At 43.7% G+C, this 25979-nt stretch carries 20 protein-coding genes and 1 riboswitch; of the genes, 2 read left to right on the top strand and 18 right to left on the bottom strand.

Going from position 1 to position 25979, the window contains the following annotated elements:
• Positions 1 to 155: 155 nt before the first annotated feature.
• The 4 genes from ELQ35_RS22095 to ELQ35_RS22080 all read right to left on the bottom strand — a co-directional run bounded on the left by ELQ35_RS22095 (position 156) and on the right by ELQ35_RS22080 (position 7589).
• Positions 156 to 3896, bottom strand: coding sequence for a 5'-nucleotidase C-terminal domain-containing protein (locus ELQ35_RS22095; protein WP_126867335.1), 3741 nt, complete (start codon positions 3894 to 3896; stop codon positions 156 to 158).
• 482 nt (positions 3897 to 4378) lie between these two features.
• Complete coding sequence (sdhB, locus tag ELQ35_RS22090; protein ID WP_126867334.1) at positions 4379 to 5140, bottom strand: succinate dehydrogenase iron-sulfur subunit; 762 nt, start codon at positions 5138 to 5140, stop codon at positions 4379 to 4381.
• Between the two features lie 16 nt (positions 5141 to 5156).
• Positions 5157 to 6908, bottom strand: a complete 1752-nt coding sequence (sdhA, locus tag ELQ35_RS22085) for a succinate dehydrogenase flavoprotein subunit (protein ID WP_126867333.1) — start codon at positions 6906 to 6908, stop codon at positions 5157 to 5159.
• A 72-nt stretch (positions 6909 to 6980) separates the two neighbouring features.
• Positions 6981 to 7589, bottom strand: coding sequence for a succinate dehydrogenase cytochrome b558 subunit (locus ELQ35_RS22080; RefSeq protein WP_126867332.1), 609 nt, complete (start codon positions 7587 to 7589; stop codon positions 6981 to 6983).
• Positions 7590 to 7934: 345 nt separating this feature from the next.
• Between ELQ35_RS22080 and ELQ35_RS22075 the strand changes: the two genes are divergently transcribed.
• Entirely contained in the window at positions 7935 to 8390 is a 456-nt protein-coding gene (locus ELQ35_RS22075; protein WP_126867331.1) for a YslB family protein, read from the top strand.
• 56 nt (positions 8391 to 8446) lie between these two features.
• Here ELQ35_RS22075 and ELQ35_RS22070 read toward each other — a convergent pair whose 3' ends face one another.
• The 14 genes from ELQ35_RS22070 to zapA all read right to left on the bottom strand — a co-directional run bounded on the left by ELQ35_RS22070 (position 8447) and on the right by zapA (position 24440).
• Positions 8447 to 9691 (bottom strand): aspartate kinase, encoded by a 1245-nt coding sequence (locus tag ELQ35_RS22070; protein WP_126867330.1) that lies wholly within the window; start codon positions 9689 to 9691, stop codon positions 8447 to 8449.
• Between the two features lie 241 nt (positions 9692 to 9932).
• Positions 9933 to 10111, bottom strand: a riboswitch (Lysine riboswitch).
• A 72-nt stretch (positions 10112 to 10183) separates the two neighbouring features.
• Positions 10184 to 11956 carry an excinuclease ABC subunit UvrC gene (gene uvrC, locus ELQ35_RS22065; protein WP_221884998.1) on the bottom strand — a complete coding sequence of 591 codons (1773 nt, stop codon included), beginning with the start codon at positions 11954 to 11956 and terminating at the stop codon, positions 10184 to 10186.
• 241 nt (positions 11957 to 12197) lie between these two features.
• On the bottom strand, positions 12198 to 12512 hold the full coding sequence (gene trxA / locus ELQ35_RS22060; protein WP_126867328.1) for a thioredoxin: 315 nt from the start codon (positions 12510 to 12512) through the stop codon (positions 12198 to 12200).
• A gap of 202 nt (positions 12513 to 12714) precedes the next feature.
• Positions 12715 to 13692: an electron transfer flavoprotein subunit alpha/FixB family protein gene (locus ELQ35_RS22055; RefSeq protein WP_126867327.1), complete on the bottom strand. Its 978-nt coding sequence runs from the start codon at positions 13690 to 13692 to the stop codon at positions 12715 to 12717.
• 88 nt (positions 13693 to 13780) lie between these two features.
• The gene (locus tag ELQ35_RS22050) at positions 13781 to 14554 is read right to left on the bottom strand and encodes an electron transfer flavoprotein subunit beta/FixA family protein (protein ID WP_126867326.1); all 774 of its coding nucleotides are present in this window, start codon (positions 14552 to 14554) and stop codon (positions 13781 to 13783) included.
• Positions 14555 to 14679: 125 nt separating this feature from the next.
• On the bottom strand, positions 14680 to 15453 hold the full coding sequence (locus ELQ35_RS22045) for an enoyl-CoA hydratase (protein ID WP_126867325.1): 774 nt from the start codon (positions 15451 to 15453) through the stop codon (positions 14680 to 14682).
• Between the two features lie 239 nt (positions 15454 to 15692).
• Entirely contained in the window at positions 15693 to 16280 is a 588-nt protein-coding gene (locus tag ELQ35_RS22040; RefSeq protein WP_126867324.1) for a fatty acid metabolism transcriptional regulator FadR, read from the bottom strand.
• A gap of 204 nt (positions 16281 to 16484) precedes the next feature.
• Positions 16485 to 18182, bottom strand: coding sequence for an AMP-binding protein (locus ELQ35_RS22035; RefSeq protein WP_126867323.1), 1698 nt, complete (start codon positions 18180 to 18182; stop codon positions 16485 to 16487).
• A 362-nt stretch (positions 18183 to 18544) separates the two neighbouring features.
• Entirely contained in the window at positions 18545 to 18691 is a 147-nt protein-coding gene (locus ELQ35_RS22775) for a hypothetical protein (RefSeq protein WP_185861867.1), read from the bottom strand.
• Positions 18692 to 18959: 268 nt separating this feature from the next.
• On the bottom strand, positions 18960 to 19367 hold the full coding sequence (locus tag ELQ35_RS22030; RefSeq protein ID WP_126867322.1) for a DUF350 domain-containing protein: 408 nt from the start codon (positions 19365 to 19367) through the stop codon (positions 18960 to 18962).
• 27 nt (positions 19368 to 19394) lie between these two features.
• Complete coding sequence (locus ELQ35_RS22025; RefSeq protein WP_126867321.1) at positions 19395 to 21749, bottom strand: endonuclease MutS2; 2355 nt, start codon at positions 21747 to 21749, stop codon at positions 19395 to 19397.
• Positions 21750 to 21782: 33 nt separating this feature from the next.
• A complete protein-coding gene (gene polX / locus ELQ35_RS22020; protein WP_126867320.1) occupies positions 21783 to 23504 on the bottom strand; it encodes a DNA polymerase/3'-5' exonuclease PolX in 1722 nt (573 codons plus the stop codon).
• Positions 23505 to 23632: 128 nt separating this feature from the next.
• Positions 23633 to 24175, bottom strand: coding sequence for a CvpA family protein (locus ELQ35_RS22015; protein ID WP_126867319.1), 543 nt, complete (start codon positions 24173 to 24175; stop codon positions 23633 to 23635).
• Between the two features lie 4 nt (positions 24176 to 24179).
• Complete coding sequence (gene zapA, locus ELQ35_RS22010; RefSeq protein WP_126867318.1) at positions 24180 to 24440, bottom strand: cell division protein ZapA; 261 nt, start codon at positions 24438 to 24440, stop codon at positions 24180 to 24182.
• Between the two features lie 151 nt (positions 24441 to 24591).
• On the opposite strand from zapA, the gene rnhC reads away from it, so the two are divergent.
• Positions 24592 to 25560: a ribonuclease HIII gene (rnhC, locus tag ELQ35_RS22005; RefSeq protein ID WP_126867317.1), complete on the top strand. Its 969-nt coding sequence runs from the start codon at positions 24592 to 24594 to the stop codon at positions 25558 to 25560.
• Positions 25561 to 25979: the final 419 nt, after the last annotated feature.

Here is a 25979-nt window from a genome sequence, read left to right as displayed (position 1 = left end):
AAGAAGAGGCCCCAGCCTCTTCTTTTTGATTTACCTTCCTAGACTGCTTTTGGTTTGCCGCAGCCTTTTCCCTTTGAAGGATTCTTTTTGTTTTGCTTGTCGTGCCCCTTGTGTTTGTCATGCCCTTTGTTCTTGCTATTGTCTTCATGCTTTTTTTATTTATCCGGCTTCGCAGGGCAGTCCTTTTTAGGACCTTGCGGATCTGTACCTTCGTCAGCTTTTGAGCCGGTCGTGATACGTCCTTCCACTTGCGGCGACACCGGGCTGTTTTTAGATAGATAGTTGTTCAACACTTCATAATCCACTACAAACAATTCCGTGATTCTGCCTTCATCTTTAGCTTTTTTAAACATCGTATATCCATCTCCGCCATCAGCAATGAAGGCATTGGTCGCTACTGTATAAACCTTAGCGGGTTCGATAGGTGCGTCTCCGTTTTCTGCGTTGACTTCCACTGCGTACACACGGTCTCCGGCAGGATAGGAAGGATCATATTTGAATCGGACACCTGAAACCTGCATGAATTGTCCTGCACCCGTTTCGACGGCTGACACACTGTGTTCCAGTGCCTGTATGATTTCCTCACCTGTAAGATCCACGGTGACAAGGGTATTTCCGAACGGCATGACGGTAAGCACTTCATCTAAAGTGATATCCCCATCATTCATGGAAGCACGGATTCCTCCGCCATTTTGCATCGCAATAGTTGCATTCACGCTTTCCTTTGCTTTTGCCAGCATCGCATCTGCAACAAGGTTGCCAAGGTTTGTCTCTTTCGATCTCACATTTGTACGTTCACCATCAAGTGCAACTGCTGTTGATCCGACCACTTGTTTTTTCATTTCCTCGATTGGGGCGCTTAGCTCAGCCAAACGACTTTTTGCCCATTCATCTTCGGCATAGATAAATTCACCCGCCTCGTTCTTCAGAGTAAGGTCGATCAGCCGGCCGTTCCATTTAGTCAGTTTTCCAGTTTCATCAAATGTTGCATCCAATCTGCCCAGATAGTTTCCATACTCGCCCGCTTGAACGACAAGTGTCGGTTCTCCGTCACTGTTGAACACATCCGGCTGCATCAGTTTTGTATGGGTATGTCCGCCGACGATGATATCGATTCCTTCGACTTCATCGGCAAGCTTTTGGTCAGCATAATAGCCCAGATGGGAAAGAACAATGATTTTGTTAATGCCTTTTTCCTTTAATTCGGCGACGGTTATCCGTGCTTTTTCAACTGCGTTTTCAAAAACAATATTTTCACTCGGATTGGCCAGGAATGTAGTTTCTTCTGTTGTCAGGCCAATAATTCCAACATTCGCACCATCGATTTCTTCTATGGCAGCAGGGTAGATCTTTCCATTCGCACCCGGGTCGTCAATCTTATTTTCCTCAAGATTCTTAAGCTCGGAATCTTTTGAAAAATTAATATTGGCGCTGATGATTGGGAACTGTGCTTTGCCTACGAAGTCCGCAAGCACCTGAGAAGTTTTATCAAACTCATGGTTTCCGAATGTCATGGCATCATAGCCGATTTTGTTCATGAATTCAAGGTCGGCCTGCCCCAGGTATTTATTGAAATACAAAGTACCTGAGAAGACATCGCCTGCATCCAGAAGCAGTGAGTTCGCTGTTTCGCTGCGAATCTGGTTAATGGCAGTGAAGCGTCTTGGTATTTGTTCAAGATGGGCATGTGTATCATTGGTATGCATAATCGTCAGATCAAGATCTTTTGGTTTCCGTGTTAAATCGAATTGACCGATCAATGGATCGTGGTCGCTGGCTCTTCCATGGACATCCATGTATGGCGAATTGATGTTCACAATGTCAAATTGAGCCTTATCCGATAAAGTTTTAGATACAAGCATATGATCCAGCGTCTGTGCATTGCCTTGGTAGACATAAGAGAACCTCTCATTTATCGGCAATGTCTCAATCAAATTTGTAAGAACATCACCTTTTAATGTCTGAAGCGTCTGTGAGAATTCAAAATCGTTCTGGTCACCAAGCACTACGACATAGGCATCCGGATTTTTTTCCGTGATATCTTTTACAAAGTTGTTCACGACTTTGGACAGTTCAATACGCTTTTGTTCACTTTCCAGAACAGGAGGCTGAACCCTGCCGAAAAGCGGCGCATCTCCGCCTTTAGAATTGAGGTGGTTCGTAATAACAACTACATCTTTTCCATTAAAAACGAACTGGGCAGCCAATGGTTTTCTTGTATCCTGGAATAATGGATTGGCCGGTTCAATACGTCCAGGGTTCAGAGTCAGGGCATTGTTTTCATAAGCGACTGCTTCTGCAGTTGTCCCTTTTGGCGCTTCTTTCAAGGAAACCCGTTCGGGATTATATAAGTACCCTACCCGGATATTCCCGCCTGGTGCACCGCCGTCCTGATTATTTTCCGGGGCGATGTCGGTAAAAGCATACGTTGGGCCGCCAAGCTCTTTTATTTTATCGATCAGCTTTTGATAGCTCGCGGATGCATCTGTCGTACCGTCATTTGTTTCGCCGTTATTATCCTGCATTTCAATAAGCCCGATAATATCTGGTGAATGCAAATGATTGATAAATGAATCGGCGATGCGGGTAACTTTTTCATCTGGAGTTGCTGTTGAAAAGTTTTCTACATTGTAGGATGCAATCGTCACTTTTTCCGGATCCCTGGTAAATTCAACGTTTTCTTCAGGCTTTTCGCCTTCGATTAATTCTGGAAGGGAAGGTACATCTGTCAGGATCTTATAGTTGCTGAAGCTATAGCCAACTACACCTTTAACTGTTCCATTAAAGCGGTCTCCTGCTTTTGCAACAAAGTTTCGATTGATGAAAAGATGGAATCTCTCCGGATTTGGATTTGTTTCAGTCAAAAGAGGGGTGCCGAATTTTGTGAACGCTTTTCCCTCTTCCTGGTTAATGATTACGGGAACTTCACCATAATCCTGAGGAGCGGTTACGATTGGATTCTCAAGAGCCACCACCATGCCCTCAAGGCTCTCATAAAAATCGATGCCGTCTTCCTGTGGATCAAATTTTCCAAAGCTGTCATTATCAATCACTTGTGTAGGCACAGCTCGGTCTTTGCCCATCACGACAGGGACGGGAAGCGGTTGAGTTGAGTTCAGAACGGTCACTGACGTGGAGTTTATTTCGGTCATTGTCAGATCTGTTTCCAATTTTTCAGTATAGCCATCAAGTACCCATTCCTTGACGGCTCCATTTACGGAAACTTGATCTCCCTTCCGTACTCCATGTGCTTTTTTATAAACTAATAAACCATCTGATGTATTCGGGTTATTGTCACCTTCCGTATCCTGGATATAGAAGTTATTGCTATCTGTTACATGGGTTACGATACCCTGTACTCCTTCAACTGTTTGTCCCTGAAAAGGCGAAGTATGGGATTCGCCCTGGATTTCATAAATCTTTGGGCCGTTCGGGGCAGGCACCGGCTGTTCTCCTGGATCATTCCCTCCATCGGAGAAATGGATCGCTGTCACCGCTTTTATGCCCGGTACGGTAAAATAGGCTTCAATATTGCCTGTCACTTCTATCTTTTTTCCAAGGGCAGCCGGGTTACTTACCAATCCAAACTGGGATCTGTAAGACGTTGGAAGTTGAACCGGCATAACTTTACTGAGATCCCGTTCATCTGCGGAATCTGCGATAAGGAGGTTCGTTTCACCGAAAAAAGGAGCCTCAAAATCATACGATTTGGTTCCGGCAGCATAACCAACTACATACCCTGCAACAGTCGCGGGCCCGCCTTTTGTAATCGCTTCCTGTACCGTCAATGTCGCCGGTTCTTCAGCTTGGACCACCGTAAAAGGAACCGCACTAGAAAAAACTAAGGCTACAATCGCAAAGAAGAATACAAGCTTATAAAAAATCCTTTTGTTCATTCCTTTTTCCTCCCTAAAAGTTATAATTTCCTTGCCTTTGCAAAATATCAGCCTATAGGCGGTATTCGACAAATTTAACTATAATACTAATTCGTAAAGAGGAAATGAATTTTTAGCAGGAAAATTGTAAAAAAGGAAAAATGATACATTACACCTAATATAAGAGAAAGCTCGCATGACTTTTTATCTATGTTTTGTTCAACAAAAAAAACTGCCTGCTAAAGGTAATCCCTTTAACAGGCAGTTTTTGTTTTTATGCTTGCGCTTTTCTCTAACAAGATAAGAAAGTATAACTTTTTGAACTTAAACGGGTGTCTAACCTTACACCTGCCACCCTCGGGTCATAAGCCAATCAGCTGATGGGGAGAAAATCGCTCCCCATTCATCTGCTCGTCTTATGCCTGTCGGGTGTCTCCTTGGCTAATAAATGCCCTAACTGAAGAACCATGTTTTGTAAGCCAAGGACCGGTGACGGTTTTTCTTTACACCTGGTCGCTACCGAAGAAATTACGGAAGGATTGCAGGGTAGTGTCACGGTTTAACGCTGCTATCGATGTTGTTAACGGAATGCCTTTAGGGCATGACTGCACACAGTTTTGTGAATTTCCGCAGTCTGCTAGTCCGCCCTCACCCATAATCGCGTTCAATCGTTCAGCTTTATTCATTTCACCTGTTGGATGTGCGTTGAATAGGCGTACCTGGGAAAGCGGTGCCGCACCGATGAAGTCCGAGTTGCTGTTTACATTCGGGCATGCTTCCAAGCAGACACCGCAGGTCATGCATTTTGATAATTCGTACGCCCATTGGCGTTTTCTTTCCGGCATACGCGGACCCGGTCCAAGGTTGTATGTTCCATCGATCGGAATCCATGCTTTTACTTTCTTTAATGAATCAAACATACGGCTTCGGTCTACCTGAAGATCGCGGACAATCGGGAATGTACGCATAGGTTCAAGACGGATCGGCTGTTCCAATTGGTCGACAAGCGCTGTACAGGATTGTCTTGGTTTTCCATTAATGACCATGGAACAAGCTCCGCAGACCTCTTCCAAACAGTTCATATCCCATGTAATAGGCGTTGTTTGTTCCCCTTTTACATTCACAGGGTTACGGCGAATTTCCATCAATGCTGAAATAACATTCATATTCGGACGATACGCTAATTCGAATTCCTCTGTATAAGGGGCTGACTCAGGTTGATCTTGCCGTGTAATCACAAAACGTACCGTTTTAGTCTCAGCCATTCCTTACTCCCCCTTTTTAGTGTTTTGTAGTGTAATCACGCTTACGAGGTTTGATCAGTGAAACATCGATTTCCTCATAATGGAATGCAGGTGCCGTTTTTTGGCCTGTAAACTTAGCCATGGTAGTCTTCATGAATTCATCATCATTACGATCAGGGAAATCCGGTTTGTAATGAGCTCCGCGGCTTTCATTACGGTTGTAAGCACCAATGGTAATCACACGTGCCAATTGAAGCATGTTTTGCAGCTGTCTTGTGAAGGCAGCACCCTGATTGCTCCATTTGGCAGTATCGTTGATATTGATGTTTTCATAGCGCTCAAGCAGCTCTTGAATTTTCTCATCCGTTTTAAGCAGTCTGTCATTATATCGTACAACCGTCACATTATCCGTCATCCATTCTCCTAATTCTTTATGAAGAACGTACGCATTTTCTGTACCGCTCATGTTCATGATATTGTGCCATTTTTCTTCTTGCTGTTTTACATGGTTGTCATAAATAGATGAAGAAACAGCATCTGAGCTCTTTTCAAGTCCGTCAATATATTTAACCGCATTAGGGCCGGCAACCATACCGCCGTAGATAGCGGAAAGAAGCGAGTTGGCACCAAGACGGTTTCCGCCATGCTGGGAGTAATCACATTCACCAGCAGCGAATAGACCTTTGATGTTTGTCATTTGGTCATAGTCAACCCATAGGCCGCCCATGGAATAGTGAACCGCAGGGAAGATTTTCATAGGCACTTTACGAGGATCTTCACCCATGAACTTTTCATAAATTTCGATGATTCCGCCAAGCTTGATATCAAGCTCTTTTGGATCTTTATGGGAAAGGTCAAGGTAAACCATGTTTTCCCCATTGATTCCAAGCTTCTGATTGACGCAGACATCAAAAATTTCACGTGTAGCAATATCCCGCGGCACAAGGTTACCGTAAGCAGGATATTTCTCTTCTAAGAAATACCATGGCTTTCCATCTTTATATGTCCAAACACGTCCGCCTTCACCACGGGCTGACTCACTCATCAAACGCAGCTTGTCATCGCCGGGTAATGCCGTCGGATGAATTTGGATGAACTCGCCATTTGCATAATAAGCTCCTTGCTGATAAACGATGGAAGCAGCTGAACCAGTATTGATGATGGAGTTCGTGGATTTCCCGAAAATGATTCCGGGTCCGCCGCTTGCCATGATAACAGCATCAGCAGGGAAAGATTTAATTTCCATCGTAGTCAGGTTTTGCGCAACAATTCCGCGGCAAATTTCTTCATCATCAATGACTGTTCCAAGGAATTCCCAGCCTTCATACTTTGTCACAAGTCCGGCCACCTCGTAGCGGCGAACCTGCTCGTCCAATGCATAAAGCAGCTGCTGGCCTGTAGTTGCACCAGCAAATGCAGTGCGGTGATGCTGGGTTCCACCGAAGCGGCGGAAGTCAAGCAAACCTTCCGGAGTACGGTTGAACATAACACCCATACGGTCAAACATATGGATGATTGATGGTGCTGCTTCGCACATCGCTTTAACTGGCGGCTGGTTAGCGAGGAAGTCACCGCCATAAATGGTATCATCAAAGTGGATCAATGGAGAATCCCCTTCACCTTTCGTATTTACCGCTCCGTTGATTCCGCCCTGAGCACAAACAGAGTGAGAACGTTTTACCGGAACTAATGAGAATAATTCCACTTGTTGCCCAGCCTCTGCAGCTTTAATGGTAGCCATCAATCCGGCCAATCCACCGCCGACAATGACAATTTTACCTTTACTCAATCTTGCTCACTCCCTTTTAATCCAATTTCAAGGCAATAGCCCAGGCCCTGAAATATTTCCTTTTACCCTTACTTATACGAATGCCAGAATAGCACGTACACCAACTACAGATAGCACAACAAAGACCACTAATGTTACATATGTAGAAATCCTTTGTGATTTTGGAGAAATTGTAATTCCCCAGCTAACTGCGAAAGACCATAACCCGTTGGAAAAGTGGAAAGTTGTGGAAATAACACCAATAATATAGAACCATAACATAAACGGACTGGAAAGAATGCTTTCCATCATATTGAAGTCCACATGTGCTCCAAACGCAGCTTGAACCCTTGTTTCCCAAACATGCCACACAACAAAAATGAGTGTTATGATACCGGTTAATCGCTGAAGCATAAACATCCAGTTCCGGAAGAATCCGTATCTACCAACATTGTTTTTCGCTGTAAAAGCAATATAGATCCCGTATACAGCATGATAGAGTAATGGTAAGTAAATGATAAAGATCTCAAGCCAAATCCGGGCTGGTAACCCACCCATAAAATTTGAAGCATTGTTAAACGATGCCTCACCTCTTGTTGCAAAGCTATTGACCACCAAATGCTGGATCAAAAACAGACCGACTGGAATGACTCCCAGTAAAGAATGCAGTCTGCGATAAGCAAACTCACGATTTCCTGCCACAAAGTGCCCCCCCTTAAATAATTAATCACCGTTTGTAAAATCATATTCCCTTATATTAATTCATCATAAAGATAAAAAGATATAATTCTACATGTTTAACAGTAATATGACATGTTTATTTTACTCCTCACTTTTAGAGGCGTCAAGAAAACGAATACATCATTCTTTTCGCGAAATAGTAATATTTGAAATTAGTAAAAGCATACGTTTTCTTCCCCGCCATATTGAAAAAATAAATATCTTACTATAATTCACCTGAATGCTTTGCATACAAATAACCTGATAAAAATATACTGATTCCCCACGAAAAACGTATATAATGTAGGTACGGAAAGAGGGGATGACATGAAAATAAACAATATGGAATTACTTGAGAATAAAGAAAGCGAAGAATTTCAAGTCCCCGCATTCGGCTATGAACTCTTGAGAGAAGTTTTACTTGATGACATCCTCGGCAAGGATTCCCCGCAAATCTTGTACTGGGCGGGAAAAAGAATGGCGAGAAGATTTCCTCTATCAGGGAAAGATGAAATTATTTCTTTCTTTCAAAGTGCCGGCTGGGGAAGCCTTGAAGTATCGAAAGAATCTAAAGATGAAATGGAACTCATCCTGACCGGTAAAATAGTCACCAGGCGTTTTGATGTCAATGAGCAATGCCATTTTCAGCTTGAAGCAGGATTTCTTGCAGAACAATTCGGTCTGCAGAATAAACTGCTGACAGAAGCCATTGAAGAAACGAAACTCCGGGCCAACAAAGTGATATTTACAGTCAAATGGGATAAAAAGGATCCCCTTCTGTAAAGCAGCATGGGGGATTTCTGAGAGGTCTGATCGCTAAAGTATCAGACCCTCATATATCATCTACCGCCTAATGCTTGCACTGCCGCTCTTTCGTCGAGGCGAAAAGCGACATGAAGTGCTTCGACTGCTTCAACCATATGTTCCGCAATAATCACGGTCGATACCTTGATTTCAGAGGTGCTTACCATTTTAATTTGGACTCCGGAATCCGAGAGCACTTCAAACATCTCCGCTGCAACCCCGGGATTGGATACCATCCCGGATCCTACGATTGATACCTTGGCAAGCTTGCTTTCTGTTTCCACCCTGTCAAATCCAGCTTTGTCCTTGCTATGCTCGAGAACGTCAAGTGTTTCTTCCAGATCATCGGTTTTGATTGAAAAGGAAAGATTAGTTGTCTGCTCATCTGTAATGCTTTGGATAATGATATCCACATTTATCTGATTCTTAGCAAGTAATGTGAAAATACCTGATAATGTGCCGCTTGTGCCAGGAAGCCCGAATATCGTAACCCTGGTAATTTTGTCCTCAAACGCAATTCCTCTGACAATTAAGCTTTGCTCCATTGTTGCTTCCTCCTCAATTAGCGTTCCTGTTTCTTTCTCAATGCTTGAACGAACTTCGAGCGGGATTTGGAAGTTTTTCGCAAATTCTACAGCCCTTGGATGAAGGACTCCTGCCCCTAAATTGGCCAGTTCGAGCATTTCATCATAGGAGACAGACTTCAACTTTCTGGCTCCTTTAATATAACGTGGATCCGTTGTAAAAACTCCGGTGACATCGGTATAAATGTCGCATCGATCCGCGCTTAACGCTGCTGCAAGAGCAACAGCGGTCGTATCCGAACCGCCCCTGCCCAATGTGGTAATCTCGCCATCTGCCGTCATTCCCTGAAAACCGGCGACAACAGCGATTTTCCCCATCTCGAGCTGTTTTTTTATTTTTAGAGTGTCAATATCCATGATTCTTGCATTGCCATGAACAGATTCTGTGCGGACACCAGCCTGCCATCCGGTGAAAGAAATAGCTTCATGGCCCTTTTGCAGCAATGCCATCGATAATAGGCCGATCGTGACCTGTTCGCCGGTCGCAAGCAGCATATCCATTTCCCTCTTGCTGGAAGTCGAAGAAATTTCTTTTGCCATCTCCACTAGTTTGTCAGTGGTTTTCCCCATTGCCGATACAACAACCACTACTTGATTTCCATGTTCCACTTCTTCAATGACTCTATTGGCAACATTATTTATTCTTTCAACGTTTCCTACTGACGTGCCGCCAAACTTCTGAACGATCAACCCCACTATGCTGCACCCTCTCCTGTTTGTTTTGATAAGAAAAGCGCAAGCGCCCTGGTCAGCCCGACAGGCATAAATCGAACCCGAGTGGACAGGTCCCGTATCACTACAGCGGTTTAGAAAATGACCTGAGGGGCTAGGCGCACCTTTTTCTTAATTAAATTCTTTCTTAATTTTTACATAAAAAAAACAATGAGATCATATCTCATTGCTGTGATAAACGTAAAATATCGATTACGCCGGACAACAGCGAGATAGCTCTCCAAGATAACAATCTTGACAATCAGCCACTTATTAGGTGGCAGACCAGCCGATAACAGGTTATGAGTCCTGTCCGGCTTCGGCGATTTCCCCTTTCAAGACCTTTCGTTGAAGCTCACACTTCTCCAAGTCCCTACTGATGAATCTCGCACCTCTATCAGCACTTTAAAACTGTAAAGTTTTAATTTCATAAAATTTAGTATTAATTATAGCACAGAATACTAAATGATGGCAACATTATTCTTGCAATCTCCTGGCGATTTCTTCTGCAAGCACCTTTGGCATGCCTGCCTGAATGATTTCTTCGACACCGGCCTCTTTTATTTTTTTGACAGAACCAAAATGCCTCAGCAATTGTTTTCGTCGTTTTTCCCCTACACCATCAATATCATCCAGCAACGATTGGAACGCGGTCTTGCCACGGATTTGCCGATGAAAGGTAATCGCAAAACGGTGCACTTCATCCTGGATTCTTTGCAGCAAATAAAACTCCTGGCTTGTCCTGTCAAGCGGAACGATTTCAAGCGGATTGCCGATTATCAGCTGTGATGTCCGGTGTTTATCGTCCTTCACCAGCCCTGCCAGCGGAATGTCGAGCCCGAGCTCATTTTCGAGGATATCGCGGACTCCTTCCACATGGCCTTTTCCTCCGTCAATGACAATCAGATCCGGCAGCGGTAGACCTTCCTTTAATACCCGGGTATACCTTCTCCTGACGACCTCGCGCATCGATTCGTAATCATCTGGACCCTGCACAGATTTTATTTTATATTTACGATACTCTTTCTTTTCCGGCTTTCCATCGATGAATACGACAAGGGCAGATACCGGGTTCGTTCCCTGGATGTTGGAATTATCAAACGTTTCGATTCGGTGGGGCGTATAGATTCCAATCTGCTTCCCAAGGTTCTCGACAGCCTTGATCGACCGCTCTTCATCGCGGTCGATAAGCGAAAACTTTTCCTGGAGTGCGATTTTGGCATTTTTATTCGCCAGCTTTAGCAGCTCCTTCTTCTGGCCTCTTTTCGGATGCAGTATTCTCACCTGCAGCAACCCTTCAGCGAGCCCGGTATCAATCGATTCCGGAAGAAGGATTTCTTTCGGCTTGAAGTGATTGACCTTTGAATAAAATTGCCCTAAATACGTAAGGAGCTCCTGTTCCGGTTCATCATAGATCGGGAACATCGAGACATCGCGTTCAATCAACTTGCCCTGCCTGATAAAAAAGACCTGTACACACATCCAACCCTTATCAAACGCGTAGCCGAACACATCTCGGTCCGTAAAATCATTGGATGTCATTTTTTGCTTTTCCATCGTGACTTCAATATGGGTGATCTTGTCCCGGAATTCCTTTGCCCTTTCAAAGTCCAACTCTTCAGCGGCGGCCTGCATTTTCTCCGTCAGTTCTTTTTTTACATCTTGATAGCCGCCGTTAAGAAAACGGGTAATTTCATCGGTGATTTTTTTATATTCCTGTTCATCGACACCATATACACAGGGTGCGAGGCATTGCCCCAGATGGTAGTAGAGACAAACCCGGTCGGGAAGGGTATTGCATTTTCTCAATGGGTAAATCCGGTCCAGAAGCTTTTTCGTTTCGTTGGCTGCCATGGCGTTCGGATATGGGCCAAAGTACTTGCCGCGGTCTTTTTTCACTTTCCTGGTCGTGATCAGGCGTGGATGCCGCTCGGCCGTAAGCTTGATGAACGGATAGGTTTTATCGTCCTTGAGCATGACATTATACTTCGGATCATGCTTCTTGATCAGATTAAGCTCAAGTATCAGTGCTTCCATATCGGATGAAGTGACAATATATTCAAAGTCCTCTATCTCATTTACAAGCCTAAATGTCTTTACATCGTGCGAACCTGTGAAATAGGACCTTACCCGATTTTTTAAAATCTTTGCTTTTCCGACATAAATAATCGTCCCCTGGCGATCCTTCATCAAATAACAGCCAGGATGGTCAGGCAGCAGCGCCAATTTATCTTTGATATGCTGATTCATGTACTTCCTCCTCTCTTTAACCGGCTTCATTATCTATTTTTTTAAAAAAATGTAATCTGTTTCAGCGAGCTATTTTAAAGGGCTCTTCACAAATATACTATAAAAACGCACAAATGACGCATTTGAGCTTTCGATAAATTGCTGCTTCTTACATCGTAGTTTTCCGTTTCTTCACTACCTTTTCTGAAAGAACAACAAAAAAGCTTCAAGCCGGTGGCTTGAAGCTTTCCTGGGAATCGCATTAAGCGTGTTTTGAAACTAATTCAGCAAGAGCCTCTTTTGGCTGGAAGCCAACCACTTTATCGACTACTTCACCGTCTTTTATAAGAAGGAGTGTCGGGATGCTCATGACGCCGAATCTTCCAGCTGTTTCCTGGTTTTCGTCAACATCAACTTTCACGATTTTTACTTTATCGCTCATTTCAGAGTCAAGTTCCTCAAGGACCGGAGCAATCATTTTACAAGGACCGCACCATGGAGCCCAGAAATCTGCAAGAATAAGGCCCTCGCTTGTTTCCGTATTAAAGGATTGATCGGTAGCATGTACAATAGACATAATATTAGCCTCCTTAAAAAGTACTAGGTTTGAAACTACACAAAGTATATCATTGTTATCTGAAATCGCGCTATTTTTTTGCTTCACTGCTAACATACCCGAAATGAAAACAAATATTCGTTTCTGAAAACAGACCCCGCCCCATAAACGAAGGCATTCGCCAAATGGCAAATGCCTTCATTAAAAGGTTGCGCTTTTCTATTTATGCGTTTACTTTAAGCTTCTTGAATTCTTCAGTCAGCATCGGCACGACTTCAAACAGGTCGCCCACAATTCCGTAGTCGGCAACTTTAAAGATGTTGGCTTCTGGATCTTTGTTAATTGCAACAATTACTTTGGAGTTTGACATCCCGGCTAAATGCTGGATCGCCCCGGAAATGCCGCAAGCAATATAAAGGTCAGGAGTAACAACTTTTCCTGTCTGGCCGATTTGCAGGGAATAATCGCAGTAGTCGGCATCACATGCACCACGAGAAGCGCCTACAGCACCGCCCAGAACCTTGGCAAGCTCATTTAATGGGTCAAAACCTTCCTCGCTCTTCACTCCGCGTCCGCCTGCTACGATTACTTTCGCTTCCGAAAGGTCTACCCCTTCGCTTGCTTTGCGGACTACGTCTTTTATAATCGCACGCAGATCTTTGATTTCCACGGATAGTGAGGAAACTTCGCCTGTGCGGGAATCATCTTTTGAAAGCGGTTCAATGTTATTTGGACGAATCGTCGCGAAAATAAGGCCGTCTGCTACAATTTTCTTTTCAAATGCTTTCCCGGAATAGATCGGACGAATAAACACTAAGTTTCCGCCAGCTTCATCAATTGCAGTAACATCGGATATCAGGCCGGAGTTTAATTTGCCTGCAATTCTCGGGGCAAGGTCTTTCCCCAGTGCTGTATGGCCGAAGAAAATGCCTTCTGGTTTTTCCTGGTCAATGACTGCAAGCAAGCCTTGAGTAAAGCCGTCGGACGTATATTGCTTTAATTTTTCATCTTCCACCGTGATTACGCGGTCAGCACCATATTGAATCAATTCATTTCCAAATGAACTGACATTTTCTCCAATCAGGACACCGATTACCTCTCCGCCTTCAGCGGCTAGTGATGCTGCTCCAATCGCTTCAAATGATACGTTTCTGAGCGTTCCGTCACGTACCTCTCCCAATACGAGAACTTTTCTAGCCATTTTAAAAACCCCCTGCACTCTATTTTTGGATATCGTTTATATACAAGTGTTGTTTTTCGATACCAGCCCTTTTAGTTTCCACCGTAAATTAAATCACTTTTGCTTCTGTGCGAAGTAATTGCACCAGTTCGGTTACTTGCTCGTTGATTTCGCCGCTGAGTACTTTTCCTGCTTCTTTTTTTGGAGGAAGAAAAATTTCAATCGTTTTTGTCTTAGCTTCTACATCATCTTCTTCAAGATCTAAGTCATCCAGTTCCAACTCTTCAAGCGGCTTCTTCTTCGCTTTCATGATTCCCGGTAAAGAAGGATAGCGCGGCTCGTTCAAGCCTTGCTGGGCTGTCACTAGCAGTGGAAGGGATGTTTCAATCACTTCGGAATCCCCTTCAACATCACGTGTAACGCTTACATTTTTACCGTCGATTTCAAGCTTAGTAATCGTTGTGATATAAGGAATATCCAAGATTTCCGCAACACGCGGGCCTACTTGTCCGGAACCGCCGTCAATTGCAACGTTACCTCCAAGAATCAGGTCCGCTTGTTTATCTTTTAAATATTCTGCCAGCACTTTGGCAGTTGTAAATTGATCGCCATTCTCGATATCATCTTCTGTATTGATCAGGACTGCTTTGTCAGCCCCCATTGCAAGTGCTGTGCGAAGCTGCTTCTCTGCTTCTTCAGTACCAACAGAGACGACGGTAACTTCCCCGCCCTGGGCGTCGCGTACCTGGATTGCTTCTTCTACGGCATACTCATCGTAGGGATTGATGATAAACTCTGCTCCATCTTCATTGATTTTGCCATTTGAAAGCGTAATTTTTTCTTCTGTATCAAAGGTTCTTTTCAGTAGTACATAAATATTCACGATAATCCCTCCCAGTATATTTAGGTTTTGAAGATTATGATAATTTACAATAAAAGAATGCATTTGGCAATTCCGAAGATTCAGGACGCACAGCAATCCGTTTATGATTTGGTAAAAAGGAAGGGTTATTTTCCTTTAAAAACCGGTTCTCTTTTTTCAATGAAAGCACTTATGCCTTCTTTTGCATCATTAGATACAAAGACATGTCCAAACCAATCGGCTTCTTTCTTTACGCCTTTATAGTAATTTTCATGCTTTGAATAGTTTAACAGTTCGATTGCCGCTTTAAGAGCAATCGGGCTTTTCTTTGCGACCTTAAACGCCAGTTCCTTTGCCTTGGGCATTAAGTCTTCCTCAGCGTAAGCATGGTTGGCGAGGCCATATTCTGCAGCCTCTATACCCGTAATAGGTTCACTTGTAAACATCATTTCAGCTGCTTTGGCAGTACCTACATAACGGGGCAGACGTTGTGTTCCTGCAAAACCAGGTACAATCCCAAGCTGCAATTCAGGCAGGCCAAGCTTTGCCTTTTCACTTACAAGCCGGATATGGCAGGACATTGCAAGCTCCAGTCCGCCCCCCAATGCTGCACCATGGATGGCCGCAATTACCGGTTTTGGGTATGTTTCAATCTTCTCAAGAATATCCTGGCCATCTGTCGCAAGATTTGAAAAACCCTCACCGCTGTTAATTGTCGTGAATTCTTTTATATCCGCTCCCGCGGAAAAGAATCTGCCTTCACCATGAAGCAAAACTACCCTGATTTCTTCATTCGATTTCATTTCATCAAACAAATTGGACAGTTCTTTTAAAATCGCTGAAGAGAGAGCATTTGCAGGTGGTCTTTGAATGGTAACAAAAGCAACCCCATTTTCGGTTGAATAGCTTAAGAATTCCATAAGTCACCCTCCTTAAATTAAAAGCGTAAGCGCCTTGTTCAGCCCCGACAGGCATAAGACAAATCCCGAAAGAAGGCGCTTTTTGCCTTCTGTAGGGAGATGGCTTATGACCCCGAGGGGCTAGGTGCTGGAGCTAGACACCTTTTGAAATTAAAAAAGTTAATACTTTCCTAAATTGAAAAAGCGTCTTGCTATGTAGCGGAATGTATTTGGAGGGATGCACTAATCCCTTACCAACATTACTTTTTGCTGCCGCAGCCGCCTATCAAAAGCTGATGCACGGAATCAGCCAGGTCTGGCAATGAATACTTCTGGTCATTCATCACCCATGTTGTAGCGGTCTCATCTATTGTACCAAAAATCATCTGTCTTGCCAGCCTGTTATTAAGATCTTCGGAAAACTCACCATTTTCCTTGCCTTCGTTGATAATCTGGTCAACCAGGCTTAGATACCCCCGCAAAACACCATTAATCCGCAGCCGCAATTCTTTATTGGACTGCCGCAATTCAAGCTGGGTAACAATCGCTAGATGATGGTCATCTGAAAGAATTTGAAAATGTTTTTTGATCAATACTAACAGTTTCTCCGCTGCACTCGGTTTTCCTTTCATTTCTTCTTCAATTTGTTCAACAAGAAATCCCATTTTCTCATGAAATAATGATATTAAAATATCTTCTTTGTTTTTAAAATAAAGGTAAATGGTCCCGTCAGCGACACCGGCTTGCTTGGCAATCTTGGAAACCTGAGCTTGATGATAGCCGTTTTCAGCAATCGCAATTACGGCTGCATCAATGATTTGCTTGTACTTTGGCCTGTTTCTGTTCACCGGACTTCCCCTTTCAGAGAAAATGAATGAATCATCATTCATATCCTCATGATAGAATAACGTCCCTATGATGTCAAGAAGAAACTATCCAAACAATAACTGAAAATATCTTTTAAGAGTATACACCTATTTTATTGCCAAAACCTGTTGCTTGTCCAGTTTCCGATTAAAAAAATAAGGAGTCCTTCTTATTTAACAAACAAGCTAAGCCTGCTTGACATCATCTGATATTTTCTTTGTTTCTTCCTCCACAAGGGCCCTTCGCAAGATTTTTCCTACTGTTGTTTTGGGGAGTTCCTTCCTGAACTCATATTTACGTGGAACCTTATAGGAAGCGAGATGCTTTCTGGCAAATTCATTTAGCTCTTCTTCCGTGACAGCTGCACCTTCCTTCAGGACAATATAAGCCTTGACCGTTTCGCCCCGGTACTGATCCGGGACCCCTACTACAACAAGCTCCTGAACAGCTTCATGCTCATAGAGCACTTCTTCAATTTCCCGTGGATAAATATTGAATCCTCCCGCTATGATGGTATCCTTTTTACGGTCTATTACAAAGAAGAATCCTTTTTCATCCATATATCCAAGATCACCGGTTAACAGCCAGCCATTTTTAAAGGTCTGTTCTGTTTCTTCAGGCCTGTTCCAATATCCCTTCATGACTTGAGGCCCTTTTATGGCGATTTCCCCGATTTCGTCAGGTTCCATCGGTTCCCCGGTCTCCAGTGACAAAATCGCTGCCTCAGTGTCAGGCCATGGCACCCCGATGCTTCCTTTCACACGCGGCTCATCCCAGACAAAATTAGCGTGCGTTACAGGGGATGTTTCCGAAAGCCCATACCCTTCCACCAACTTCCCTCCGGTAACCTTTTCAAATCGTTCCTGAATCTCAACTGGAAGCGGCGCGGATCCGCTGACACAGGCATCAATTGATGATAAATTATATTTGGCCAGATCGGGATGGTTCAACAGGGCGATATAAATCGTCGGGGCCCCCGGGAACATGGTCGGACGCTGTTTTTGAATCGTTTTCAGGGTAGTTGTTGCATCGAACTTTGGCAATAGAATCATTTTATGCGCTTGAAGAATGGAAGATATCATGACCGTTGTCATCCCATACACATGGAAGAACGGCAGAATTCCAAGGACGCTCGCCTCTCCTCTTTTATTCTTATAGAGCCAGGCTTCACTCATTTTTGCATTCGCGAGGAGATTCTTATGGGTCAGCATGACACCTTTAGGAAATCCGGTGGTCCCTCCTGTATATTGCAGCAGTGCCAGATCATTTTCAATGTCAACGGATTCATTGATTTCTTCAGGAACACCGCTTTTCAAAATTTCTTTCAATAAGTGGTTGTTGCCGGCATGTTCAACGTTAACGACAAGTCCATACTCCTTTTTCTGGATATACGGATAGATGAGGTTTTTAGGAAATGGAAGATAATCCTTGATAGCAGTTACAATAATGTGTTCAATGTTCGTAGATGGAGCAACATTCGACACCCTCGGAAATAAAATATCCATTGTAACAATCGCTTTGGCACCTGAGTCCTTCATCTGGTATTCAAGCTCGCGTTCCGTGTACGTCGGATTTGTCTGGACAACGGTTCCGCCAGCCATCAGGATACCGAAATAAGTAATGACAGCCGGTGGTATATTCGGTAGCATGATTGCGACCCTGTCGCCTTTTTTTATCCCAAGCTTTTTCATGTAGGCCGCAAATTTAAGTGATGTCTCATATACTTCTTTAAAGGTAATTTCCTTTCCCATAAAGTGAATCGAAACCTCGTCGGGAAACTCCCGGGCCGAGTCTTTTAAAAAAGACTGTAAAGATTTTTCTTCATAGGATAATGCTGACGGAATGTGTGACGGATACAATTCAAGCCATGGCTTCTTACTCATTTTATCTCTCCCTTTTGATTACTTAATTTAAAAATTCCAACTATTCTCACTTATTATAATATATTAAACCTTTTGTGACAATTGTCGGATATCAAGAAAAGGGCTGAGCGCCGTGAACAAGTATATCTAACTACACGCACAGTTAACACCACTCAAAAAACAACTTTACCACTCTTAGAACTATTCTTCTACTTTTTACAGTAAGACTTTCAGCAACTATACTGTCAAGTTTATTCATTTCATCTTCAGTGTATTCACCTTTGAATAGGTCTAATTTTTTAGTTTTTTCAGTGGAAACAATCCACGCACTGTGCTACTGCCCGTCGCAGAACAAAAGCGCAAGCGCCTAAAAGGAACGTCGACTAACATCCGCCACGTCCTGTGGCGAACGTCGACGTCAGCACATCCTGTGCAAGTCCGACAAGCATAAGACGAGCAGCTGTATGGGGAGCGGTTTTCTCCCCATCAGATGATTGGCTTATGACCTCGAGGCCGACTAAAATTGCCACGTCCTTATGTCTTCGTCGGCACTAGCACGTCCTGTGCGTCGGGGCTAGGCGCTGGAGCTGGATGCAGATAATCAAAATTAAGTTATCCACATAAAATTCAATCTATAGTTTCCTTTACAGTAAAAAAACAGCCGGCAACGAAAGCCAGCTGTCCTGCACGGGTTAAAAAAAAGCCAAATATATTATTCCAAACAGCATAAAAGCGCCGCATAAAACCAGCAAGACTTTCGCGAGTTTTTCCAAAAAATTCGCCCCTTTATATTCAGGCTTACGAGATGCCTGCACCAATTACATAGGATAACCCGATGGAAATAATCATCGATATCAATCCTACAGCCCGATTGTCATTTTCGATCTCTTCGTCAATTTTGAATCCGGGAGTTAAAAATTCAAACAAAAAATATCCGGCCAGCAACAGGAAGAATCCATATACCCCCCAGCCAATCATCGTTAATAAAGAATCATGCTGGAGAATCGAGTGGCGGAATACATTGGATATCCCAAAAATTTTGCCACCGGTTGCCATGGCGACTGACAGATTTCCATTTTTGATTTCCTGCCAATTTTTATATTTCGTCACCAGTTCGAAAACCGCTAAAAATACAAAAATGCATAAAATGACAACACTGTAATATGCAGCGATATAAACATACTCATTTTCCCAAAAGTATCCCATGATTATTGGCCTCCGAGACCTGTTCCGTTATTTGAATTCGACAATTGTTACGCCTGTTCCACCTTCACTGGCTTCACCGAACCGCACCCGTTTGACTGCCCGGTGATTTTTCAAATAGTCTTGAACGCCCTGCCTTAAGGCCCCGGTTCCTTTCCCGTGGATAATTGATACGCGGGGATAAGCGGCTAGCAAGGCATCATCGATGTATTTCTCGACTCGTGAAAGGGCATTTTCAAAACGTTCGCCACGCAGATCAAGCTCAAGATTAACATGAAAATCCCTGCCCCTGACTGCAGCGATATGCTTGACTTCTTTTTCCTTCGGGCTGCCAGAGAATTGTAAATCGGATTCCTTCACTTTCATCTTCAAGATCCCCATCTGAACCTGCCATTCGTCATTGGAAACCTTCTCTATTAAATGGCCCTTTTGGTCGAAAGAAGTCACTTTCACTTCGTCTCCCGGTTTTAACGTGCGTTCTGTCGTTCCCATTTGGCTCTTCTTCGGTTTCTTCACCGGAGGAGCTGATTTCTCCAACCGGCTTCTGGCCTCGATCAATTCGTGTTCTTTTATCTCAGCGTTTTTCTCAATGCGCATCTTACGCAAATCAGAAATGACTTCTTCTGCTTCTTCCTTCGCTTTCTCGACAAGCTTAGCTGCTTTATCGACAGCTTTCTCCATCAATGTATCTCTTTCTTGATGGTATTCCATAATTTGCTTTTGAAGATCTTTGTGAAGTTTTTCTGATTGCTTTACATAATCGGCGGCCGCTTCTCTGTCACGTTCAGCCTGGCGTCTGCTTTCTTCCAAAGAAGCAATCATATTTTCTACTTTATTCGTCTCTGCGCCAACATGGCTGCGCGCATTTTCGATGACGGACTCGTTCAGGCCGAGCCGTTTGGAAATCTCAAACGCATTGCTCCGTCCCGGGACACCGATTAGTAATTTATAGGTTGGCCGCAGTGATTCCACATCAAATTCAACACTGGCATTAATGACCCCGTCACGGTCATATCCATAGGCTTTTAGTTCAGGGTAATGGGTGGTCGCAATGACCCTTGCTCCCCGGCTGTATACTTCATCGAGAATGGAAATAGCCAGCGCCGCCCCTTCCTGGGGATCAGTTCCGGCACCTAATTCATCAAACAGGACAAGGCTTTCCTGATCGACCTGCTTCAGTATTTCCACGATATTCACCATATGCGAGGAGAAAGTACTTAGGCTCTGCTCAATCGATTGCTCATCACCGATATCGGCAAAAACTGATCGAAAAACGGCAGTTTCCGATCCATCCAATGCCGGAATTTGGAGACCGGCCTGCGCCATTAATGTACAAAGCCCGATCGTTTTTAGCGCAACCGTTTTACCGCCCGTGTTAGGCCCGGTTATGACAATCGTCGTGAAATCCCCGCCAAGATAAATATCGTTCGGGACAACTTCCTTCACCGGAATCAGCGGATGTTTCGCTTTGAGAAGCTTCACTCTGCCTTCATGATTCATGGCAGGCTTTGAAGCCTTGATTTCTTTCGCGTATCTCGCTTTTGCAAAAATGAAATCCACCTGTGCGAGTATTTTTACATTTTGCAAAAGCTCATAGGTATGTCCACCGGCCGCTGCAGATAATTCTACTAGAATCCGCTCGATTTCCTGCTGTTCCTTCACTCTCGTTTCCTGGAGGACATTGTTCAGCTGGACGATGACCTGCGGCTCAATGAATAACGTTTGCCCTGATGAGGATTGATCATGGATAATACCGCCATAGGCACTTCGGTATTCCTGTTTGACAGGGATGACAAAGCGGTCATTCCGGATCGTAATGATGGCATCAGAAAGCATTTTCTGGGCATTCGAGGAACGGATCATGCTTTCTAATTTCTCGCGAACTCTTGCTTCATTCGTTCTTAGCTGATTGCGTAACGTCCTCAGCTTCTCACTTGCGGAATCGAGAACCTCGCCATGATCACCAATCGCATAGGTAATCGTTTGCTGTAATTCCTGGAGCGGGGCAAGATCGCTTATATATTGATTGATCATCTCAAAACGGTGCTCTTCCTCGATCAACTCTTCAAAAAAACGGGTTAAAATCCGTCCGGCGCGAATCGTACTCGCGACTTCCATCAATTCCTGAGGACTTAACATCCCGCCAATTTGTGCTCTTTTTGCATGGGGACGAATATCAAAAATTCCCCCAAGCGGTACATTCCCTTTTAAGCGGATGACATTTGCCGCTTCATCTGTTTCTTCCTGCCATTTGACAATCTCTTCAAAGTCAGAAGACGGCTTTAATTCCCCCGCCTTCTCCTTACCGAGCTCGGAGGATGTAAAAGCTAAAAGATGTTCTCTTATTTTATTAAATTCTAATGTTCTTAACACTTTATCATGCATGGAGTTAAGATCCTCCTACTATAGCTAATGTAGTCAATAATCGTTTCTCTTTAGGAAAGCAAACAAGCCGCCGGTGTCTTTAGCATTTAAGACGGTATCCTTCTTAATCCAGGCTTTTTTTGCAGCAGAGGCACCTACCTTCATATGTTCAAGCATTTCAATGCTATGGGCATCCGTATTTATCACAATTGTTACACCGGCTTCCTGTGCTTTCCGCAAGTGAGGAGCGGCCAAGTCCAGTCGGTTTGGGTTGGCGTTCAGCTCCAGCGCCGTATTTGTTTCCTTTGCAAGCTCGATCAGCATATCGATATCGACATCATATCCGGATCGCCTTCCAATTATCCTTCCCGTCGGATGGGCAATAATATCGACATTCGGGTTTTTTAAAGCCTTTTTTAACCGATTCATGATTGTTTCCTTCGGTTGAGAAAAGCTGGAGTGGATCGAAGCGATCACAATGTCCAGTTCAGCCAGCAATTCATCATCATAATCGAGCGTACCATCAGGAAGGATATCCATCTCTATTCCAGACAAGATTGTGATATCGTCATACTTTTGATTAAGCTTATGAATGATGTCCTTTTGTTCACGCAATCTCTCGGCAGTAAGTCCGTTTGCTACCTTTAAGTATCGGGAGTGATCGGTGATAGCCATGTATTTATAACCTTTTGCCCTGCAGGCATCGATCATTTCTTCAATTGTATACGCACCATCACTCCATGTCGTATGCATATGCAAATCTCCCTGGATATCTGATAAGGAAACCAATTTCCCGGCTTCTGTAAATTGCTCTACTTCTGTGCCATCCTCACGCACTTCAGGAGGGATAAACGGGAGACCGAAATGGGCAAAGAATTCCTCTTCTTGAGCGAATGTAAGCACTTCGCCCGTTTCAGCGGCCTCCACACCATATTCGCTGATTTTTTCACCTTTCTCCTTGGCGAGCTGGCGCATTCGGACATTGTGGTCCTTGGAGCCGGTGAAATGGTGAAGTGTCGTGATAAACTCTTTATCTTCAACAATTCGAAAATCAACGGATACTTCGTATTGAAGCCCGAGAGTTACAGACACTTTCGTATCTCCGGCGGCGATGACCTGTTTTACATTAGGCAGCGCGAGCAGCTGCTCCTTTACTGAAGCCGGGCTGTTCGTAGATATGATAAAATCGAGATCCTTTATCGTCTCTTTCATGCGGCGGATGCTTCCCGCCCGCGAGCAGCGAATAATATCGTCCATATTTTCAAGCTGTGCCTCAATATCAGCAGCGATCGGCATCATGAATGCAAGCGGGAGCCTGTCAGGCCTCGATCCTGCTTCTTCAATCGCAGCAAGGATCTTCTCTTCCGTTTTCTTGCCGAATCCCGCAAGGTCTCTGACCTTTCCTTCTTCACAGGCAAGCCTTAAATCGTGTACATCGTTTATAAACAGTTCTTTATGAAGCTTTGCAATCTTCTTTCCGCCCAGGCCTTGCAGCTGCAGAAGCGGTACCAGCCCTTTCGGCACTTCTTCCTGCAGTTCCTCGAGAACAGTGGATTTCCCGTCATTGACATATTCTTCAATGACCGCCGCCGTACCTTTGCCGATTCCATTTAAAGCGGTAAAATCATTGATGGCTGATAGGCTTCTATCGTCTGTTTCCAGCGCTGCGGCTGCCTTTCGAAAGGCCGAAACCTTAAACGGGTTCTCACCCTTCAATTCCATATATACAGCAATCCGTTCAAGCAATCTAATGATATCTTTTTTATTTACAGACATTATGCTCACCTGCTACTTTAATATTTATTTTATCTATGTTAAAAACAGGGCCGCCCTCTATCTTAACCGGCACTAACAGCCTTCGCCGGATAATAAGAAAATAGAGAGTGACCCCGCGTCCTACAAACTCAGGAATCCATATACTGGAACCACCATTCTTTTATCTTATCTGATAAGAAAGGTGTGTTTTTAACGATTCCTTCTGCCAGGAACGAACGGTTCATCGGTCCTTGAATCGATTCAACTGGCAAAAGCGCAGCTATGTATAATACAATAAACATGATAAGATAGACTTCCAGGAAACCCAGAATGCCTCCGCCCCACCGATTAAGCTGTTTTAATATCGGCAAATGGGCAATGAAGTCGAGCATGGAACCAATCATCTGCCAGATAATCTTCACGGCGAAGAAAATAATCGCGAATGCGATGGCATTATAGTAGGCCATCTCCAGGCCGCTACCATCAAAAAAGAGTTTGATGGCTGAAGAATCGCCGAAGGATGGATATGGGATCCACAGCTTCAGCTTTGGGGCCAGCTCATCATAATATACATAAGCGGCAATGAATGCCACAACAAAGCCGGTAAGGTGAATCAATTGAAGAATGAAGCCTCGCCTTAATCCGATCAGAAACCCGATCAAAAGGATGGCGACAATTGCCAAATCAAGCATGTACTCAGTCCTTTGTATTCTTTAATTCAAGTTCAAGCAGGTCTTTTTCGTCTTTTACTTTCAGATAATCATGTATAGCATTCACTGCTGTCAGAACAGCCAGCTTGCTGGTATCCAATTGCGGATTCTTGGAGCTGATTTCTCTCATTTTATCATCAACCATGGATGCGACAAGGCGGATATGGCTGGAGCTTTCATCACCCACGATGGTATATTGTTGTCCATATATATCTACTGTAATTTTGTTTTTGTTATCGCCTGACAAGATGATATGCCCCCAATCTAAAGAATCCTAATCTATATCATAACATGAACCTTTTCGTCATGAAAGTAAGAGGATATCATTTCATGGCCGACTATCCTTTTTTTTTCAAATTCCGGAAAACGCGATAATTAAGTGAGGAGTTTTGCCCTTTATGTCCAACGTCATTTTAGTTCTTAATCCTGGAAAAATTGCAGAAATGAAGAAATATTATGCTGCCCATTTGGCCGAAAAGACTCCACCTGGAGGGATATTTGCCGCAAAACCGGCAAATTGTACAATCACCGCCTATCAATCGGGGAAAGTGCTGTTTCAGGGAGCTGCTTCCGAAACAGAAGCCGGAAAATGGTCCCACGGTGCTACGGCTCCAACAACTCCTGCTAAAAAAACGGCAGCAAAGGCTTCGTCAGTTAAAACACACCGATATTCACCCCCGGCTAATATTGGAGAACTATCGATCGTCGGCTCCGATGAAGTGGGGACCGGGGATTATTTTGGTCCGATGACGGTCGTCGCCGTTTATGCAAAAAGAGAACACATTCCTTTACTGAAGGAACTCGGTGTAAAGGATTCCAAGAACCTGAACGATAAGCAGATTGCCGGAATTGCTTCCCAGATCAAGCATATCGTTCCGTACAGCTTGCTGACCTGCGAAAATCCAAAATATAATTCCATGCAGTCAAAGGGTATGTCCCAGGGAAAGATGAAGGCCTTGCTTCATAATCAGGCTATAAAATACGTAATCAACAAGATTGCACCAGAAAAGCCTGAAGCTGTACTGATTGACCAATTTGCCCAGCCTGACGTTTTCTTCAACTATTTAAAAGGGCAGGAACTCTTCCAGGCAGAAGCCGTATATTTAAGCACAAAAGCGGAAGGGATTCACGTTGCGGTTGCAGCTGCTTCAATCCTGGCAAGATATGCATTTGTAAAGCATTTTGAGAAATTAAGCGAAAAAGCCGGTTTCATCATTCCAAAAGGAGCCGGCCCTGCTGTCGATCAAGCTTGCGCCCGATTAATTCATGAAAAAGGGATTTCGGTACTGAATGAATTTACGAAGCTTCATTTTGCAAATACGGAAAAATCGAAGGCGATTTATCAGAAAAAGTATAAGAATTTTTGACCTCTTGAGAAAAAGTTGGGATGAATCTACGAAATTCTTTCGTATTTGCCGGATCACCACCAATTAGCTTATATGAGCGATTACAGAAATTTATGAGCGATGATCGAGACTTATGAGCGATTATCAAGGTTTAAGAGCGATTAGCCAAATTTCTGAGCGGCGGGTAGCTTTTCTATAGATAAATGAAATGTGTAAGGAGAAATGCCTGGGCAGAATTACAAAATCCTTTGCCGAATCCCAACCATTTAGTTTATATGAGCGATGGATCGTTTTCTATAGATAAATGAAATGTGTAAGAAGAAATGCCTGGGCAGAATTACAAAATCCTTTGCCGAATCACAACCATTTAGTTTATATGAGCGATTACAGAAATTTATGAGCGATGATCGAGACTTATGAGCCATTATCAAGGTTTAAGA

The sequence above is a fragment of the Peribacillus cavernae genome (assembly GCF_003989135.1).
Classification (GTDB): domain Bacteria; phylum Bacillota; class Bacilli; order Bacillales; family DSM-1321; genus Peribacillus; species Peribacillus cavernae.
Note: the sequence above shows the minus strand (reverse complement) of the source record. Positions and strands in the feature narration are given on the sequence as shown.

What these genes read in the sequence shown, in the direction of transcription:
- ELQ35_RS22095 (WP_126867335.1), bottom strand. Translation starts at nt 3,896, where the DNA reads ATGAACAAAAGGATTTTTTATAAGCTTGTATTCTTCTTTGCGATTGTA.
- sdhB (WP_126867334.1), bottom strand. Translation starts at nt 5,140, where the DNA reads ATGGCTGAGACTAAAACGGTACGTTTTGTGATTACACGGCAAGATCAA.
- ELQ35_RS22075 (WP_126867331.1), top strand. Translation starts at nt 7,935, where the DNA reads ATGAAAATAAACAATATGGAATTACTTGAGAATAAAGAAAGCGAAGAA.
- uvrC (WP_221884998.1), bottom strand. Translation starts at nt 11,956, where the DNA reads ATGAATCAGCATATCAAAGATAAATTGGCGCTGCTGCCTGACCATCCT.
- trxA (WP_126867328.1), bottom strand. Translation starts at nt 12,512, where the DNA reads ATGTCTATTGTACATGCTACCGATCAATCCTTTAATACGGAAACAAGC.
- ELQ35_RS22055 (WP_126867327.1), bottom strand. Translation starts at nt 13,692, where the DNA reads ATGGCTAGAAAAGTTCTCGTATTGGGAGAGGTACGTGACGGAACGCTC.
- ELQ35_RS22045 (WP_126867325.1), bottom strand. Translation starts at nt 15,453, where the DNA reads ATGGAATTCTTAAGCTATTCAACCGAAAATGGGGTTGCTTTTGTTACC.
- ELQ35_RS22035 (WP_126867323.1), bottom strand. Translation starts at nt 18,182, where the DNA reads ATGAGTAAGAAGCCATGGCTTGAATTGTATCCGTCACACATTCCGTCA.
- ELQ35_RS22030 (WP_126867322.1), bottom strand. Translation starts at nt 19,367, where the DNA reads ATGGGATACTTTTGGGAAAATGAGTATGTTTATATCGCTGCATATTAC.
- ELQ35_RS22025 (WP_126867321.1), bottom strand. Translation starts at nt 21,749, where the DNA reads ATGCATGATAAAGTGTTAAGAACATTAGAATTTAATAAAATAAGAGAA.
- polX (WP_126867320.1), bottom strand. Translation starts at nt 23,504, where the DNA reads ATGTCTGTAAATAAAAAAGATATCATTAGATTGCTTGAACGGATTGCT.
- ELQ35_RS22015 (WP_126867319.1), bottom strand. Translation starts at nt 24,175, where the DNA reads ATGCTTGATTTGGCAATTGTCGCCATCCTTTTGATCGGGTTTCTGATC.
- rnhC (WP_126867317.1), top strand. Translation starts at nt 24,592, where the DNA reads ATGTCCAACGTCATTTTAGTTCTTAATCCTGGAAAAATTGCAGAAATG.